The following is a 14,630-nucleotide window of genomic DNA, read 5'->3' as shown; positions in this document are numbered from 1 at the left end:
GCGGTCAATAGCTCTTGGAGGCCGTCGAACGTCCCGAGGGCCTCGACTCCACTCCGAATCTCTCGTATGGTCGGCCGCGCTCTCGGCGTTCTCAGTGGTAGAACAGCAACTCGAACTCGTCGTCACAGGCGGAACAGCGAACTGGTTTTCCACAGAGCTCTCCTTCGAGTGTCGAATCGACCGCATCTCGACGCCCGCCTTCGGCCGTGCTTCCCCCGTCGGTGGCGACGGGACCCCCTGCGGAGTCCTCGGTCTCCGTATCCCCGTTCACCGTGGCGTTCACCGTGTCGCCGTCGGACAGCGCCAGCGTCGCGCTGACGCGCTCGTCGCAGGAGGGACACTGAATCGAAACCGACGGCTGGGCGTCGGATGCGGCGTCGGCGACCGACTGCTCCGAGGGAGGGCTCGATCCGTCGCCGATGGACGGCTGGTGCTCGGACTGTGACATACGATAGCAGGACGACGCTCGGACAGATAGTTATAGGGCTTGTAATAATTGTAAGCGAGTTCCAAAAACCGGGCGGCGGCGACGTCGTCGAGGGGTAGGTGCGCGCTACACGCGCGACCGAGCTACGTCAACTGGATATCGTCGATGTCGTAGTGTCGACGAGCCAACCGCCGTGCCGTCTCGATGTTTTGACCGCACTTCCCGATGGCGACGCCGCGATCGCCGTCGGCCACTTCGACGTAGGCGACGCGGTCGTTCTGGTCGCTGATGGTCACGTGTCGAACCGTCGCCGGCGCGAGCGCGCTCGCGACGAACGCCTCCGGCGTGTCGGCGTCCTCGACGAGTTCGACGGTGCGACCGAGTTTCCGTTCGAGCCGTTTCACAGTCTTCCCGCCAGGACCGATGGCTTTGCCCATCTCGCCCGCGCCGACGAGGACGACGATTCGGTCGTCGTAGACGAGACAGTCGGTCGCGCTCGCACCAGTCTCCTCGTCGAACGCGCCGAGGTAGCGACGGGCGTCGTCCGACAGCGTGACGCGCATCGGTCGTCAGTCGTCCGAGGGCTGTTCGGCGTTCGCGCTGAACGAGCCCATCCGGAGGTCGACGTCGCCGGTGCCGATGGCGACCGGCTTGCCGACGATGACGTTCTCGATGACGCCGTTGAGGTCGTCCTCCTCGCCGTGGATGGCGGCGTCGAGCAGGTGGTTGACCGTCACCTCGAACGCCGCACGCGCGAGCACGGATTCCTTCGACCCCGAGATACCATGGCGGCCGATGGACTCGATGGTGCCGCGGTTCGTCATGATGTCGGCGACGAGCATCAGGTGGCGGACGTTCACGTCGTCGAGACCCTGCTCTTCGAGCGTCTCCATCGTCTCGTTGATGATGGCTTCCCGGGCCGCTTCGACGCCGAGGTTGCGGTGAATCTCGTGGATGTTGTTACACGTCGTCCGCGAGGCGTCGACGCCCTCGATGGCGAGCACGTCGCCGAACGCCGACCCCTCGGTGTAGAGGACGAACTCCTCGCCATCGTCGGTCTTCTCCTTGCGGATGACGACGCGGGTGACCTCCTCGATACCTTTGAACACGACGTCGCGGAGTTCCTCGACCAACTGCAGGAGCTTTCGGTAGCTCGGCTGGTCGGGGCCGAACTCGACGACCGTCCCGCTCTGCCGGGTCGTGACGCCCAGCGCGTCCTCGATGATTTCGGCGATCTCTCCTGCAACTTCCTCGACGTTCGAGGCGCGGGGCCACCGCTCCAGCAGCGTCTCGTCGTTGAGGTCGATCTGCACGAGCATGTCGGCGACGTTCGTCGACACGTCACCGAGCGCCAAGATTTTGGACGCCTCGATGCTCCAGACGACCTCGTGGGCCTTCTCGCGGTCCTCGGCGTACTCGTCTTCGAGGTGGACCGTCATCATCGGCGTGTCCGGCGTCTTCCGCGCGTCCACGAGCTCGATGAGCCGTGGCAGCCCCTGCGTCACGTCGATTTCGGCGACGCCCGCGTAGTGGAACGTGTTCATCGTCATCTGCGTCCCCGGCTCACCGATGGACTGCGCGGAGACGGTGCCGACGGGATCGAGCGGGTCGACGCGTGTGTCGAGATAGCGAACCTCGACGGCGCGGGCGATGTCGTCGGCCTGTTCGACGGTGACGCCGTCTCGCCCTTCGATGGTACGGTACACGCGGTCTTTGAGGCGGCGCGGGAGCTCTGTGTCCTCGACGACGGCCTCGATGTCGTCTGTGATCTCAGTCATCGGATTCCACCTCCTGGGTGCGCGCCTCGCTAAGTCGGGGCTCGGCGTGCTCGGAGAGGTTCGTTGCGGGTTCCTCCCGGGAGAGGAACTGCGCTCGGGTCGCCTCGTCGAACTCGGCGTCGAGCACGCGGTCGGCGATGCTCTCGACGTCGATGTCGTTGTCCTTCGAGGAGGACACCTTCACCGGGGAGGTGCCGTCCTCGCCGAACTCGAACTGGACGATGGTGTCCGAGGTGTCTCGGACGGTCCCGTCGTACTGCGTCTCCAGTTCGGAGAGCGCGTTGATGAGCCGACGCTGCAGGTAGCCGGACTTGGAGGTCCGGACCGCAGTGTCGACCAGACCCTCGCGGCCGCCCATCGCGTGGAAGAAGAACTCGCGCGGCGTCAAGCCGCCGCGGTAGGAGTTCTCCACGAAGCCGTGCGCCTCCGCTGAGAGGTCGTTCGGCTTGTAGTGGCTGAGGGTGCGGTCCTCGTAGCCGCGGTTGATACGCTCGCCTCGAACCGCCTGCTGTCCGACACAGCCGGCCATCTGCGTGAGGTTCAGCATCGAGCCACGCGCACCGGAGCGCGCCATGATGACCGCGGGGTTGTCGTCGCCGAAGTGGTCGTCGGCGATCTCACCCGCGGAGTCGCGCGCCTTGCCGAGCGTCTGCATGATCTTCATCTCGAGCGTCTCGTCGACGGTGCGACCCGGCAGCGATTCGAGTTCGCCCGCCTGGTACGTCTCGATGAGCTCCTCGATTCGCTCGTAGGCGTTCTCGATAGCCTCGTCGACCTGCTCTCCCGCCTCCTCCGGAATCGACTCGTCGTCGATACCGATGGAGAAGCCGAAGTGCATGATAGCGCGCATCGCCAGCGCGGAGATCTCGTTGACGAAGATGCGTGCGCGCGTCTCCGAGTACACCTTCGTGATGGTGTCGACGATCTCGCCGCCGAACGCGCCGACGGCGTCCTCGTCGATGGTGCCGCTCACGAGTTGGCCGTCTTCGATGACGACGTCGTCGCCGGTCGAGCTGCTGAACTCCAGCGAGAGGTCGTCGGGCAACAACTCCGAGAAGATGGAGTGACCCGTCCAGTACGCCTCGCCGCCCTCCTCGCCGTCGGGTTCGGGCAGCTCGTCCACGCGCGTCGCGCGCAGCAGGTCCAGCGCCTGCGTCTCAGTAAAGTGGGGGTTCTCGTGGGTCAGCAGGTAGGTGCCCGAGATGTGGTCCTGAATCGCGCCGATGATGTTCTCGCCGAAGCGCGGGCTGAGAATCTGTTCCTGTACGCGCATGAGGACGCGCGCCTCCGCGCGGGCCTCCTCGTTCTGCAGCGCGTGCATGTTCATCTCGTCGCCGTCGAAGTCGGCGTTGTACGGCGGACAGACGACGGTGTTGAGTCTGAAGGTCTTGTACGGCATCACGACCACCTCGTGGGCCATGATGGACATCCGGTGCAGCGACGGCTGACGGTTGAAGATGACGATATCGCCGTCGACGAGGTGGCGGTTCACTTCCCAGCCGAGTTCGACCTTCTCGGCGAGCTCCTCGCAGTTCTTCTCGGTCACTTTCAGACGGCGGCCGTCGGGGCGCTTGACGTAGTTCGCGCCCGGGTGGCTCTCGGGGCCGTTGCGGACGTACTGTCGCGCCTCCTCCATGTTCCGCTCGGTGACGTTCATCGTCTGGGTCATCTCGCTCGCGACGCGGTCCGGAACGCCGACTTCGTTGAGCGAGAGCGTCGGGTCCGGCGAGATGACGGTACGCGCAGAGAAGTTGACGCGCTTGCCGGAGAGCGAGCCACGGAAGCGACCCTCCTTCCCCTTCAGGCGCTGGCTGAGCGTCTTCAGCGGTCGGCCGGAGCGGTGTCGCGCCGGTGGCGTGCCCGAGATCTCGTTGTCGACGAACGTCGTGACGTGGTACTGCAGCAGTTCCCAGAGGTCCTCGATGATGAGCTGCGGTGCACCCGCCTCGCGGTTTTCCATGAACCGCTGGTTGATGCGGATGATGTCGACCAGTTTGTGTGTCAGGTCGTCCTCCGAACGCTGGCCGTTGTCGAGCGTGATGGAGGGACGCGCCGTCACCGGCGGCACCGGCAGGACGGTGAGAATCATCCACTCGGGACGCGCGCGCTCGGAGTCGATGCCGAGCGTCTCCATGTCGTCGTCCGGAATGTCCTCGAACCAGTCGCGGATGTCCGAGGGCATCAGCTTGTTCATGTCCTCGACGGTGAGGTCGATGGAGAGCGCCTTCTCGATCGCCTTGCGGTCCTCTTTTCGGGGTCTGAACTCCCCGGAGAGGATCTGGTTGATGCGCTGGAGGTCGATATCGGTCTGCTCCGCGAGTTCCTGTGGAGCCGTCGCGTCTCGGTCCTCCTCCTCGTCGGGCTGCATCGCCTCCGCGATGAGCTCGGAGTACTCGCCCGAGAGCACGTCTTGGACCTCGTAGTACGTCGTCGGCTTCTCGTGTTTGATGTCGTGCTGGGGTTCGTTGCAGTGCGGACAGCGCTTGGCTTTCCGCGCCTGTCGGACCGCGGCCTTCATCACGTCGCTCCAGTCCTCGCTGAGTTCCTCCGCTCGCTGCATCCGGGCGCGGAACTCCGCCTGCTCCTCGTCGGTCAGCGCGAGACGACCGCACTGGCGGCACGTCGAGCGAAGCAGCCGTCGAATGAGCTTCGTGAACCCGACGTGGATGACGGGCGCGGCCAGTTCGATGTGACCGAAGTGGCCGTTACACGACCCTGAGTGCTGCCCGCAGGTTCGACACTCCAGACCGGGGTCGATGACGCCCAGTCGGGGGTCCATCAGTCCCATGTCGATGGGGTAGCCGTCGTCGTCGTAGGTGTCCGCGGTGATGACCTTCGTCGCGGACATGTCTCGATACGTCTCCGGGTCCATCAGCCCGAAGCGGATGCCGCCGATCTCTTTCGGTGTTTGCATTGACATTTAAACTGCGTCCTCCAGTTCGAGTTTCGGCCGGATGCCGAGCGCTTTCATCTCGTCGAGCAGGAGTTTGAACGCGTAACTCACCTCGACGCGGTGGATATCGTCCTCGTCCCCTGTGACGGGGTCGTAGATGCGGCGCTGTTCGCGGTCCTCGACTGCGACCATCCCGGTGTCCGCCGAGACGTACACTTCCTCGCGGTCCGAGGAGTCCAGCAGTCGCTCTTTGAGCGCCATCGCCGCGCCGTGGCCGATGAGCACCTCGCGTTCCATCTCACCCACGCGCAGGCCACCCTCGCGGGCGCGACCCTCCGTGGGCTGACGGGTGAGCACCTGCACCGGCCCGCGCGAGCGGGCGTGCAGCTTGTTGCTCACCATGTGGTACAGTTTGTGGTAGAAGATGACCCCGACGAAGATCTGTGCCTCGATCTTCTCGCCGGTGACGCCGGAGTACATGACCTCCTTGCCGGAGGACATGAAGCCGTGGTCTTCGAGCGCACCGCGGAGTTCCTCCTCGCTCTCGCCTTGGAACGCCGTCCCGTCGACGCGTCGACCTTCGAGCGCGCCGACTTTGCCGCCGAGCATCTCCAACACGTGACCGACCGTCATGCGCGACGGGAGCGCGTGCGGGTTGAGAACCAGGTCGGGGACGAGCCCGTCCGCGGTAAAGGGCATGTCCTGCTGGGGTGCGAGGTGGCCCACGACCCCTTTCTGTCCGTGCCGGGACGCGAACTTGTCGCCGAGCTCCGGGATCCGCTCGTCGCGGACGGAGACCTTCGAGAGCTTCGAGCCGTCCTCGCCCTCCATCAGCGTCACCGTGTCGACGACGCCGTCTTCGCCCGAGCGCATCGTGACGCTCGTCTCGCGGCGCTTCTGTGGGCTGAGCCCACCCATGTCGTCGGGCTCTTCGAGGAACCGCGGCGGCGACGTCTTGCCGAGCAGTACGGAGTTCTCGTCGACGACCGTCTCGGGGTTAACGAGGCCGTCCTCGTCGAGGTGCGTGTACGCGTCTTCCCCGCGCGCACCGCGGACGTCCTGCGACGGAATCTCGAAGCGGTCCTCCTGACCGCCGGGATAGCGCCGTTCCTCGCCCTCGTAGGTGCGGAAGAAGTGCGACCGAGCGAGCGCGCGGTCGACCGACCCCTTGTTCATGACGAGCGCGTCCTCGATGTTGAACCCCTCGTAGCTCATCACGGCGACGACGAAGTTCTGTGCCGCGGGGCGCTCGTCGAAGTTGATCTGCTCGGTCGTCTGCGTCTTCACCATCGCCAACTGCGGGTAGTGCATCAGGTGCTGACGCGTGTCCGGGCGGATGCGGTAGTTCGCCGACGGGATACCGAGCGACTGCTTCATCATCCCTGCACCCATCGTGATGCGCGGCGAGGCGTTGTGCTCGGGGTACGGAATCATCCCCGCACCGATACCGAAGATGAGCTGTGGGTCGATTTCGAGGTGCGTGTGCTCGGGAGTGAGTTCGTCCTCGTCGACGCCGACGTAGATGTCCTCTTCCTCCTCGGCGTCGATGAACTCGATGTAGCCGCGGTCGACGAGGTCCTGGAACTCCAGTTCGCCGCTCTCGACGGCGTCTATCTCCTCGTCACCGAGCAGTGGTTCGCCGTTCTCCACGACGATGAGCGGGCGGCGAGCGCGTCCCGCGTCCGCGTTGATGATGACTTCGCGGGTCCGGCCTTTCACCGAGACGTTGACCATCTCGCTGACGTCGCCGCGTCGTCGCGCTTCCCGAATCTGTGCTGCGAGCTGGTTCGGGTCCGGGTGGGTCCCGACCAGACTGCCGTTGACGTATACTTTCGCCTCTCGTGCCTGAGCCATGGTTTAGTCGTCCGCCGTGGTGGGTTCGACGCCTTCGAGTCCGGGCATCCCCTCGACACCCATCGACGCCAGTTCTCGTTTCAGTGCCTGTTCGTCCTCGACGTTCTGGGAGAGCTCCATCGCCTGCGCGAAGTTCTTCACCAGTCCGCAGTTCGGCCCCTCCGGGGTCTCGGAGGGACAGATGCGACCCCACTGGGTCGCGTGCAGGTCGCGCGCCTCGAAGTGCGGCTGCGACCGCGACAGCGGCGAGCGGAGGCGGCGCAGGTGAGACAGAACCCCCATGTAGTCGGTCCGGTCGACCAACTGTGAGACGCCCGAGCGCCCGCCGACCCAGTTCCCGGTCGCGATGGGGTGTTCGAGCCGTTCGGTCAGTACGTCGGAGCGAACCACCGTATTGACCGTCAGATTCCGGTTCCGCATGTTCGCGCGTTCGAGCTGGTACTTCACGTCGCGCGCGAGTTTGTTGAGCGCCGTCCGGAACAGGTCTCTCATCAGGTCGCCGGAGACCTTGAGGCGCTTGTTGGCGTAGTGGTCTTTGTCGTCGGCCTCGCGGCGCTGCAGCGCGAGCTCGAAACACGCCTCGGCCATCCGGCAGAGGTAGAACGCCTTGTTGATGCGGACTTCCTCCTCCTCGACGCCCTCCTCGTGGAGGTGCGGCAGGAGGTAGCGGTCGATGACGTAGTTGGCGCGTTTCAGCTGGTAGTTCTTTCCTTGGCCACTTGCGACGCGCTTGCCGAGGGTCTCGATGGCTTCCTCGGTGGTCTGGACGTCGGCCTCCTCCAGATTCTCCAGCATGAACTTCACGATCTCCGGGTCGTCGGAGACGCGGTGGACGATCTCCTCGTCGGATTCGAGACCGAGCGCGCGCACGAGCGTCACGAAGTTCACCGAACCCGAGACCGAGGGGAACGAGACCTCCAAGAGGCCGTCGCGGCCGCGCTCACAGAGCACGAGCGCGCGGTAGCCGCGGCGCTGGCTGAACGTTTTGGCGACCTGAATCTCGTCGCCGTACTTCGTGTCGTACTCGGCGAGAATCTTGTTCGGCGCGAGGTCTTCGCTCGTCATCAGCACGCGCTCGGAGCCGTTGACGATGAAGTAGCCGCCGGGGTCGACGGGGTCCTCGCCGATTTCGACGAGTTCGTCGTGGTCGAAGCCCGAGATGTTGCAGCGCTCGGAGCCGACCATGATGGGCATCCGGCCGACTTTCGTCTCCGTCGAATCGACGACGATCTCCTCTTCCTCCTCGCCCCCGCGGACGATGGACATCTCCATGAACACGGGCGCGGAGTAGGTGATATTCCGGAGGCGCGCTTCCTGCGGGTACAGCAGTTCCTCGCTACCGTCGGCCTCGCGCACACGCGGGGTGACGACGCGAACGTCGCCGAGTTCGACGTAGACGGGTTCCTCGCCCTCTTTGTCGCCGATGTCCGTGTCGATCGTCTCTTTCTCGTCGACGACTTCCTGCATGCCGCGTTCGAGGAAGGCGTTGAACGACCGGAAGTGGTGCTCTGCGAGTCGTTCGTCCGAGAAGTACTGTCGGGAGATGCTGCGTCGGTCTTCTCGATTCATTCGATCACCAGTCGGTATACGACTGCTTGGTCCGTGGTTCGCGAGTCGCGTACGATTCTGACGACGTCACCGGATTCGGCCTCGTCCGGCACCGCCGGGTCTTTGCGTTTGATCTTCGGCAGGTTCGTCCGTTCGACGTTGTACTCCTGGAGCACGGCGTCGACGTCCTCCTCGTCGACGAGCGTGTGTTCCGGGACAAGTTTGTGTTGGCTTACGTCTACCATGGGTGGGGCTTGTGGGAAGAAGCTCTCACGAGATACTACAGCGGCATTAACGACCCACCCATATAACACTTGTCAACCGCGCGGCGCACCGCTAACCGGCCGTGGCCGCGTCCACAGCGTGAACCTGCATTACACTTGAACTGGACGTAACTGATTATATGCTTTCCGGCCACGCGGGTCGCGGTATCTCGGCACACGGCGCGACGGGATGGTAAGCGTTATTTACGACACCGGTAAACGAGAGAGTGCAGGTTGCCCGGGTGGTGTAGTGGCCCATCATACGACCCTGTCACGGTCGTGACGCGGGTTCAAATCCCGCCTCGGGCGCTTCTCTGAATTTCAACTCGTGAGCGAGTCGCTCGTGACGAGCGAACACCGAAATTCAGTATGCGACGGTCGCGGATTTGAACCGCAGTCGTTCCGCTCGCTGCGCTCGCTTCACTCCCTGATTCAAATCCCCCCCCCTCGGGCGTTCTTCTGATTTCGACTTCTGAGCGAGGCGTCTCGTCGTCGAACGCACTCGCTATCACCTCAAGGTTCAAATCCGGTTAGGCGAGGATTAGAGACGATGAATACGTCTCGTCGCGGTGACGAAACCGAAGCGACGATACTCAGTGCGCTGATGCGTTTCGGCCTCTCGGTTTCGGTTCCGTTCGGCGACAGCGACCGCTACGACATGGTCGTCGACGACGAGGAATCGTTGTACCGCGTCCAGTATAAGACCGGGAACTGGGTGAACGGCTCTGTCCGATTCAACCTCTACAGTTCGACGCTTGGCGAAAACGGCCGCGTCGATACGGATTACACGCCGGACGAGATCGACGCGTACGCCGTCTACTCTCCGACGACGGGGTGCGTTTACTGGGTCCCATCGACGACACCGGAGTCGGCGAGATGCGACTGCGCGTCGAAGACCCGCACCCCAAAGCGCCGACATCACGAATCAACTGGGCAAGCGATTACGTACTCGCAGCGCAGTTCGACTAACTCTACTGCAGTGGTCACCTGCATCGAATATCGACACCCATTAATAACCCCGAGCAGTACCCTTGGATGCGTTATCAGGCCCGGGTGGTGTAGTGGCCCATCATACGACCCTGTCACGGTCGTGACGCGGGTTCAAATCCCGCCTCGGGCGTTCTTCTGATTCCGACTTCTGAGCGAGGCGTCTCGTCGCCGAGCGATTCCGTCGGAATCTGTGAACCCTACGAAGGGATTTGAATCAGGGAGTGAAGCGAGCACGGCGAGCGGAACGACCGTGGTTCAAATCCCGCCTCGGGCGTCTTTCTACCGAAGTCACAGCAGGAGCGAATCGTCTCGGTTCCGAACGACTTCACCGAACACCGAGAGCTAGACCGCTCATCCGAACACGTACAGCAGGCCGCCGACCAAGAAAAACATCGACAGGAGAACCAACAACGCGACTATCACCGCGAGGAACGGACTCCCCGCCGCACCGTCGACGAAGCGAGCGAGCTTCGACCGATTTGCCGGGCCGTCGGACATACGCCGACTTTCGTCTCCCGGACGCCTGTAGCTGTCGATGCGGTCTCAGAGCGCGCCGCCGGAGGCGACGACCCACGCCGCGCCGAGCGCGAGGCCCGCGCCGACCAGATTCACCGTCGCGTTCGCGACGGCCTCCCGTCTCTCGCCGGTCTCCCACAGTCGAACAGTCTCGAACGAGAACGACGAGAACGTCGTGAACGAGCCGCACGCGCCCGTACCGACGAGGAGCAACGCGGTGTCGCCGACGCCCGCAAACGTCACCACGCCGAGGACGAAGCTCCCGACGACGTTCACGGTCAGCGTCGACAGCGGAAACGACTCGTCATCCACGAGCTCCCCCACGAGATACCGGAGCAGTGCGCCGACAGCACCGCCCGTACCGACGAGATGTGCCGGGTCTACCGCGGCCATCGACTCCACCTCCGGGCGAGAGCGTCCACGAGCGAACGACCCGCCAGCACTCCGGCGAAACCGAGCGTGTAGTTCGCCACGACGTTCGCGACGAGCAGCGCCGGTCCTGCCTGCGCCGACTGGAGCGCGAAGGTGCTGTAGGTCGTAAACGACGAGAGAAACCCCGTCGCGACGGCGACTCGTGTTTCCGCGGCGACGACGCCGAAGTACGTCGCCTCGTAGAGGACGACGCCGAGCGCGAAACTGCCGAGCGCGTTCGCCGCCAGCGTCCCGCCGAGGCCGGGGAGCACGTCGGCGAAGAGAAACCGGAGGTTCGCCCCCGCGAACCCGCCGATGGCGACGAGTGCGAGCGTTTCGAGTCGAACGAGCGGGTGGTTTGCGGTCATCTCCTCGTCGTGTAGTCGGTCGCTTCGAGCGGTATCGCGTGTGCGACCCGACCGGTCTGTCGACTCCCAGGCGGGGGGCTTACAAACGTGCTCCGGTCTCCGACCGCTCGTTCCCGCCCTTCCCTGTCGCGCTGACAACTCGACTCGCCCGCGGGCTCCCGCCGCCGTGTGGCGTGTCCCGATTCCGGACTCGAACCGCGTGCGCCGATTCGGTCGTGTCGTCGACGACGAGCGCGTCACCCGTCCGCGTCGGCAACCGTTCGCGTATCGTCCCTGCGAGATACGTCGGCTGTGCGGCGGTCAGCGCCGTCACGTCCGTCTGCATCGTCAGTCGATGGGCGACGAGGAGATCGGCCTGCGAGACGGCGACGTCGGGGAGCGCGCTCGGGCGCTGCGTCGCGGCGACGAGGCTCACTCCCGGCGCTCGTCCCCGGGTGAGGACTCTCCTTAAGGCGTTTGCGGCGACGCCGTCGAAGAACGTGTGCGCTTCGTCGACGAACAGCCACGGTAAGCGGAGCGATTCGGCGACGGACGTCGATGCGATGGATGCACGGCGTTCGTACAGTCCACCGGCGACGGCCGCGCAGACCGCGTTCGACGGTGCGTCCGGGATTCCCGAGAGGTCCAGCACCGTCGCCTCGCCGCCGAGCAGGTCCCTCGTGTCGAGGCCCGCCGGTTCGAAGACGTCCCACGAGTCGGCAAGTCGGAGGTGGTTCCGCGCCGCCCGTCGGGCAGCGTCACCGGCGTCAGCGTCGGCGACGTGGTCGCGCATCGCCGAGAGCGACGCACCCTCACTCGCCGCCTGCCAGACGAGTGTTCCCGCTGGACTCTCCGGATCGAGTCCGAGGAGCGCAGGCCACGACGCCGGGGGAAGCGACTCCGCGGCGACGGTCGGCGCTTCGACGACTGTGGCGCGAACCGGATCGGCGTCGGCGTTGCTGCCGTCACCGGTCGCCGACTCCGCCGTCAAGCCCGAGAAGACACCCATCGGGTCGACGACGACGGGGGCGATGCCGTCCGCCCGTGCCGCTGCCTCCGCGAGAACGCCGAGGGTGTACGACTTCCCGCTGCCGCGCTTACCGACGACGAGCGCCGCGTGCGGGGTATCGAGGTCGACACCCACGGGCGCGGCGTCGCTACCGTCGCGGGCGCGATACGTTCCGAGACGACCGGTCGGTCGCCGCGCGTCGTCTCGCAAACTCCCCGCCGTCGATTCGGCTTCCGCCCGTCCGAAGACGTGCATGTGAGTCGTGGGTCCCGTCTTCGGATTTCAACTCTCGTCCCGAGGTTTATCCCGGAGAACGGGACCAGACGGCGTATGCTCGACCCACTCCGAGGACAGTTCGACAGCTTCCGCCGCGACGAACGCGCCATCGAGGGGCTGCCCATCCGCCTCGTCATCGCGCTCGTGGTCGGCGTCGCGAGCCTCAGTGTGATGATGAACATGATAAGCGGGATCCAGGGGTTGGCCGTCGTGGAGGTGGACGTTCGGCCTTCGCCGGACGTCGTCGCTCCCGAGGAACAGACGCTGACGCTCACGGCCGTCGGTTCCGACGGCGACCCGGTCGCCGACGCGACGCTCGTCGTCAAAGGGGGGACGGCCGACATCGACGGCATCGAGACGGCGACGACCGACGCAGACGGGCGGGCGAGAGTCACCGTCGACCCCACCCTCGGGCCGAATCGGGAGGACGGTACGCTCGTCGTCGAAGTGAAACCGCCCGCGGGAAGCGAGTTCGTCGACCGCCGGGCGAACACGAAGATACTGGTGATTCGCGGCGGGTGAACGCGGAGTGCCGGTGGGCCACCGTCCGCCGGCTCAGAGGTGTTCGTCCCAGTCGACCCAGTCCTGCTCCCAGCCGGTCCGCGCGCGCCAGCCGCTCTCGTCGTACTCGCGGTCCTCCCGAACCGTTCGGTTACGCGCGAGCCCGTCCGGCTGTTCGCCCTCGACGAGCATCGGCGCGAACTGCGCCGGCCCGTAGCGCTCGGTGACGCCGTCGGGTCCCGCCGCCTCGGGACCCGGCTCGACGGCGACGAGCGTCTGCTGGGGGCCACCCATCGGGAGGACGAGCTTCCCGTCCGGCGCTAACTGGTCGACGAGCGCGCGCGGGGGGCGAATCGCCGCCGCTTCGAGGAGGATGCGGTCGAACGGGGCGTACTCGGGGTAGCCGCGAGCGCCGTCGCGGCAGTCGACGAGGACGCCGTCGTAACCGGTCTCTGCGAGGCGTTGGCGTGCGTAGATCACTATCCGTCGGGAGATGTCGATAGCCTGTACGTTCGCGTCGCCGACCAACTCGGCGGCGACGGCGGCGGTGTAGCCGACGCCCGCGCCGACGACGAGGACGTTGTCGCCGTCGGTCGGGTCGAGCGCGGAGAGCAGTCGCGCGACCGTCGACGGGGCGAGGACGCGACTACCGTTCTCGGTCGTGTTCCTGTTCGCGTAGGGATGGTCGTCGACGAACTCGTGGCGCGGGACCGTCCGCATCGCTACGTCGACGCGCTCGTCGAGACGCTCTCCGAGTGCCCGCTCGAGGCCGTCGACCATGTCCTCGCGCAGTACCGCGGGGTCCATACCTCACCTCCGAGACGACGGCTAATCAACTCGGCGCTTGTACCCCCCGACCGCCTGTCGGTCGGTTCCAGGGACGTCGTCGACGCGGACACGCTCGAACCCAGCCTCCGAGAACCACCCGCGGTACTGCGACTCGTCGTACGCACCGCCGCTGCCGGTCGCGAGCGCCTCCGTCGCCGCCCGAACGGTTGCTGCCGACGACGAGCGGCCTCGGACGGGTTCGACGAAGACGGCCGCGCCGGACGGCGACAGCGTGTCTTCGACCGTGGACAGCAGCGTTCGAGTCTCCGCGACAGCGAGCGAGCAACAGAGGTTCTCGCCGAAGACGAGGTCGTACGTCCCGTCGGCTATCGTCGCCAACGACCGGCGTTCGAGCGTCACGTCCTCGTGTTCGAGCGCCGGGGCGACGAACTCGACGACGTCGTCACCGTCGCACATCGTGACCTCGAACCCACGAGCGACGAACTCGCGGGCGTAGACGCCCGACCTGCCGGCGACGTTCAGTACGTGCTTCGCGCGCGGTGCGAGGCGAACCGCTGCGGTGACGGCGGCTCTGACGACCGATTCGTCGGTCGCAGCGTGTGCGCCCAGTCGGTTTCTCGTCGACTCCGCGCTCGACACCGGGGGCACGCCCGTCGTCATCGTCTCCGGAAGCTCTGTGTAGCGGTCGAGCATGTCGAGTGCGTGCGGTAGGCGACCGATGGAGCGAACGTCACGCTTGGCGAGAAAGCCGAGCGCGCGGTTCGTCACCTCGTACTCGTCGCCGACACGTTCGAGAAAGCCGAGGTCGGCGAGCGAGTCGACGACGACGCGCGCCGCCTCGGGCGTCACGTCGGTCTCGGCGGCGACGGCGTCGGCGGTTCCCGCACGGCTCGTCAGCGCGTCGAGCGCTCCCGTCTCGCGGGCCGCCCAGAGAAGTAACAGCGTCTCGGTGTCGTGCCCCGAACGGTGTACGGTCGGCATGCAGGGGAGTGGGAGTCGGCGGAGAAAAATCGGTCGTTGCGGGCGGT

Annotated in this window: 14 protein-coding genes, 2 tRNA genes and 1 pseudogene; 4 read left to right on the top strand and 13 right to left on the bottom strand. The window is 65.6% G+C overall.

Annotated features, from left to right (window positions below; all coding sequences use genetic code 11):
• Positions 1-91: 91 nt before the first annotated feature.
• From LAQ74_RS12445 to LAQ74_RS12415, 7 genes are all read right to left on the bottom strand, one after another.
• Positions 92-448, bottom strand: coding sequence for a hypothetical protein (locus LAQ74_RS12445; RefSeq protein WP_224332854.1), 357 nt, complete (start codon positions 446-448; stop codon positions 92-94).
• 122 nt (positions 449-570) lie between these two features.
• Positions 571-990, bottom strand: a complete 420-nt coding sequence (locus tag LAQ74_RS12440) for a NusA-like transcription termination signal-binding factor (protein ID WP_224332853.1) — start codon at positions 988-990, stop codon at positions 571-573.
• A 6-nt stretch (positions 991-996) separates the two neighbouring features.
• The gene (rpoA2, locus tag LAQ74_RS12435) at positions 997-2,205 is read right to left on the bottom strand and encodes a DNA-directed RNA polymerase subunit A'' (protein WP_224332852.1); all 1,209 of its coding nucleotides are present in this window, start codon (positions 2,203-2,205) and stop codon (positions 997-999) included.
• The gene (locus tag LAQ74_RS12430; RefSeq protein WP_224337266.1) at positions 2,198-5,119 is read right to left on the bottom strand and encodes a DNA-directed RNA polymerase subunit A'; all 2,922 of its coding nucleotides are present in this window, start codon (positions 5,117-5,119) and stop codon (positions 2,198-2,200) included. The genes rpoA2 and LAQ74_RS12430 overlap by 8 nt, the downstream gene beginning before the upstream one ends.
• 6 nt (positions 5,120-5,125) lie before the next feature.
• Positions 5,126-6,952, bottom strand: a complete 1,827-nt coding sequence (gene rpoB / locus LAQ74_RS12425; RefSeq protein ID WP_224332851.1) for a DNA-directed RNA polymerase subunit B — start codon at positions 6,950-6,952, stop codon at positions 5,126-5,128.
• A 3-nt stretch (positions 6,953-6,955) separates the two neighbouring features.
• On the bottom strand, positions 6,956-8,521 hold the full coding sequence (locus LAQ74_RS12420) for a DNA-directed RNA polymerase subunit B'' (protein WP_224332850.1): 1,566 nt from the start codon (positions 8,519-8,521) through the stop codon (positions 6,956-6,958).
• Entirely contained in the window at positions 8,518-8,745 is a 228-nt protein-coding gene (locus tag LAQ74_RS12415; RefSeq protein WP_224332849.1) for a DNA-directed RNA polymerase subunit H, read from the bottom strand. The genes LAQ74_RS12420 and LAQ74_RS12415 overlap by 4 nt, the downstream gene beginning before the upstream one ends.
• Before the next feature lie 254 nt (positions 8,746-8,999).
• Here LAQ74_RS12415 and LAQ74_RS12410 point away from each other — a divergent pair.
• The 3 genes and pseudogenes from LAQ74_RS12410 to LAQ74_RS12400 all read left to right on the top strand — a co-directional run bounded on the left by LAQ74_RS12410 (position 9,000) and on the right by LAQ74_RS12400 (position 9,883).
• Positions 9,000-9,072: transfer RNA gene (locus LAQ74_RS12410), tRNA-Asp, on the top strand.
• Between the two features lie 241 nt (positions 9,073-9,313).
• A pseudogene (locus LAQ74_RS20640) lies at positions 9,314-9,643 on the top strand (group I intron-associated PD-(D/E)XK endonuclease); the annotation flags it as partial.
• A gap of 167 nt (positions 9,644-9,810) precedes the next feature.
• Positions 9,811-9,883, top strand: a tRNA-Asp gene (locus LAQ74_RS12400).
• Between the two features lie 221 nt (positions 9,884-10,104).
• Here the strand turns inward: LAQ74_RS12400 and LAQ74_RS12395 are convergent.
• From LAQ74_RS12395 to LAQ74_RS12380, 4 genes are all read right to left on the bottom strand, one after another.
• Positions 10,105-10,251 carry a hypothetical protein gene (locus LAQ74_RS12395; protein ID WP_224332848.1) on the bottom strand — a complete coding sequence of 49 codons (147 nt, stop codon included), beginning with the start codon at positions 10,249-10,251 and terminating at the stop codon, positions 10,105-10,107.
• Between the two features lie 45 nt (positions 10,252-10,296).
• Positions 10,297-10,662 carry a fluoride efflux transporter CrcB gene (gene crcB, locus LAQ74_RS12390; RefSeq protein ID WP_224332847.1) on the bottom strand — a complete coding sequence of 122 codons (366 nt, stop codon included), beginning with the start codon at positions 10,660-10,662 and terminating at the stop codon, positions 10,297-10,299.
• Positions 10,650-11,048, bottom strand: a complete 399-nt coding sequence (crcB, locus tag LAQ74_RS12385) for a fluoride efflux transporter CrcB (protein WP_224332846.1) — start codon at positions 11,046-11,048, stop codon at positions 10,650-10,652. The genes crcB (LAQ74_RS12390) and crcB (LAQ74_RS12385) overlap by 13 nt, the downstream gene beginning before the upstream one ends.
• A 79-nt stretch (positions 11,049-11,127) precedes the next feature.
• On the bottom strand, positions 11,128-12,291 hold the full coding sequence (locus LAQ74_RS12380) for an ATP-binding protein (protein WP_224332845.1): 1,164 nt from the start codon (positions 12,289-12,291) through the stop codon (positions 11,128-11,130).
• Positions 12,292-12,366: 75 nt separating this feature from the next.
• Between LAQ74_RS12380 and LAQ74_RS12375 the strand changes: the two genes are divergently transcribed.
• Positions 12,367-12,834, top strand: coding sequence for a DUF7382 domain-containing protein (locus LAQ74_RS12375; RefSeq protein WP_224332844.1), 468 nt, complete (start codon positions 12,367-12,369; stop codon positions 12,832-12,834).
• A gap of 33 nt (positions 12,835-12,867) precedes the next feature.
• Here LAQ74_RS12375 and LAQ74_RS12370 read toward each other — a convergent pair whose 3' ends face one another.
• Positions 12,868-13,620 carry a protein-L-isoaspartate O-methyltransferase family protein gene (locus tag LAQ74_RS12370; RefSeq protein WP_224332843.1) on the bottom strand — a complete coding sequence of 251 codons (753 nt, stop codon included), beginning with the start codon at positions 13,618-13,620 and terminating at the stop codon, positions 12,868-12,870.
• A 21-nt stretch (positions 13,621-13,641) separates the two neighbouring features.
• A complete protein-coding gene (locus LAQ74_RS12365) occupies positions 13,642-14,583 on the bottom strand; it encodes a methyltransferase domain-containing protein (protein ID WP_224332842.1) in 942 nt (313 codons plus the stop codon).
• Positions 14,584-14,630 lie beyond the last annotated feature (47 nt).

The sequence above is a fragment of the Haloprofundus halobius genome (genome assembly GCF_020097835.1).
GTDB classification, from domain to species: domain Archaea; phylum Halobacteriota; class Halobacteria; order Halobacteriales; family Haloferacaceae; genus Haloprofundus; species Haloprofundus halobius.
The sequence above is the reverse complement of the archived record's forward strand: the minus strand, read 5'-3'. Positions and strand labels throughout refer to the sequence as shown.

Coding starts and splice junctions, on each gene's coding strand:
- LAQ74_RS12445 (WP_224332854.1), bottom strand. CDS start 448: ATGTCACAGTCCGAGCACCAGCCGTCCATCGGCGACGGATCGAGCCCT.
- LAQ74_RS12440 (WP_224332853.1), bottom strand. CDS start 990: ATGCGCGTCACGCTGTCGGACGACGCCCGTCGCTACCTCGGCGCGTTC.
- rpoA2 (WP_224332852.1), bottom strand. CDS start 2,205: ATGACTGAGATCACAGACGACATCGAGGCCGTCGTCGAGGACACAGAG.
- LAQ74_RS12430 (WP_224337266.1), bottom strand. CDS start 5,119: ATGCAAACACCGAAAGAGATCGGCGGCATCCGCTTCGGGCTGATGGAC.
- LAQ74_RS12395 (WP_224332848.1), bottom strand. CDS start 10,251: ATGTCCGACGGCCCGGCAAATCGGTCGAAGCTCGCTCGCTTCGTCGAC.
- LAQ74_RS12415 (WP_224332849.1), bottom strand. CDS start 8,745: ATGGTAGACGTAAGCCAACACAAACTTGTCCCGGAACACACGCTCGTC.
- LAQ74_RS12365 (WP_224332842.1), bottom strand. CDS start 14,583: ATGCCGACCGTACACCGTTCGGGGCACGACACCGAGACGCTGTTACTT.
- LAQ74_RS12380 (WP_224332845.1), bottom strand. CDS start 12,291: ATGCACGTCTTCGGACGGGCGGAAGCCGAATCGACGGCGGGGAGTTTG.
- rpoB (WP_224332851.1), bottom strand. CDS start 6,952: ATGGCTCAGGCACGAGAGGCGAAAGTATACGTCAACGGCAGTCTGGTC.
- crcB (WP_224332846.1), bottom strand. CDS start 11,048: ATGACCGCAAACCACCCGCTCGTTCGACTCGAAACGCTCGCACTCGTC.
- crcB (WP_224332847.1), bottom strand. CDS start 10,662: ATGGCCGCGGTAGACCCGGCACATCTCGTCGGTACGGGCGGTGCTGTC.
- LAQ74_RS12375 (WP_224332844.1), top strand. CDS start 12,367: ATGCTCGACCCACTCCGAGGACAGTTCGACAGCTTCCGCCGCGACGAA.
- LAQ74_RS12420 (WP_224332850.1), bottom strand. CDS start 8,521: ATGAATCGAGAAGACCGACGCAGCATCTCCCGACAGTACTTCTCGGAC.
- LAQ74_RS12370 (WP_224332843.1), bottom strand. CDS start 13,620: ATGGACCCCGCGGTACTGCGCGAGGACATGGTCGACGGCCTCGAGCGG.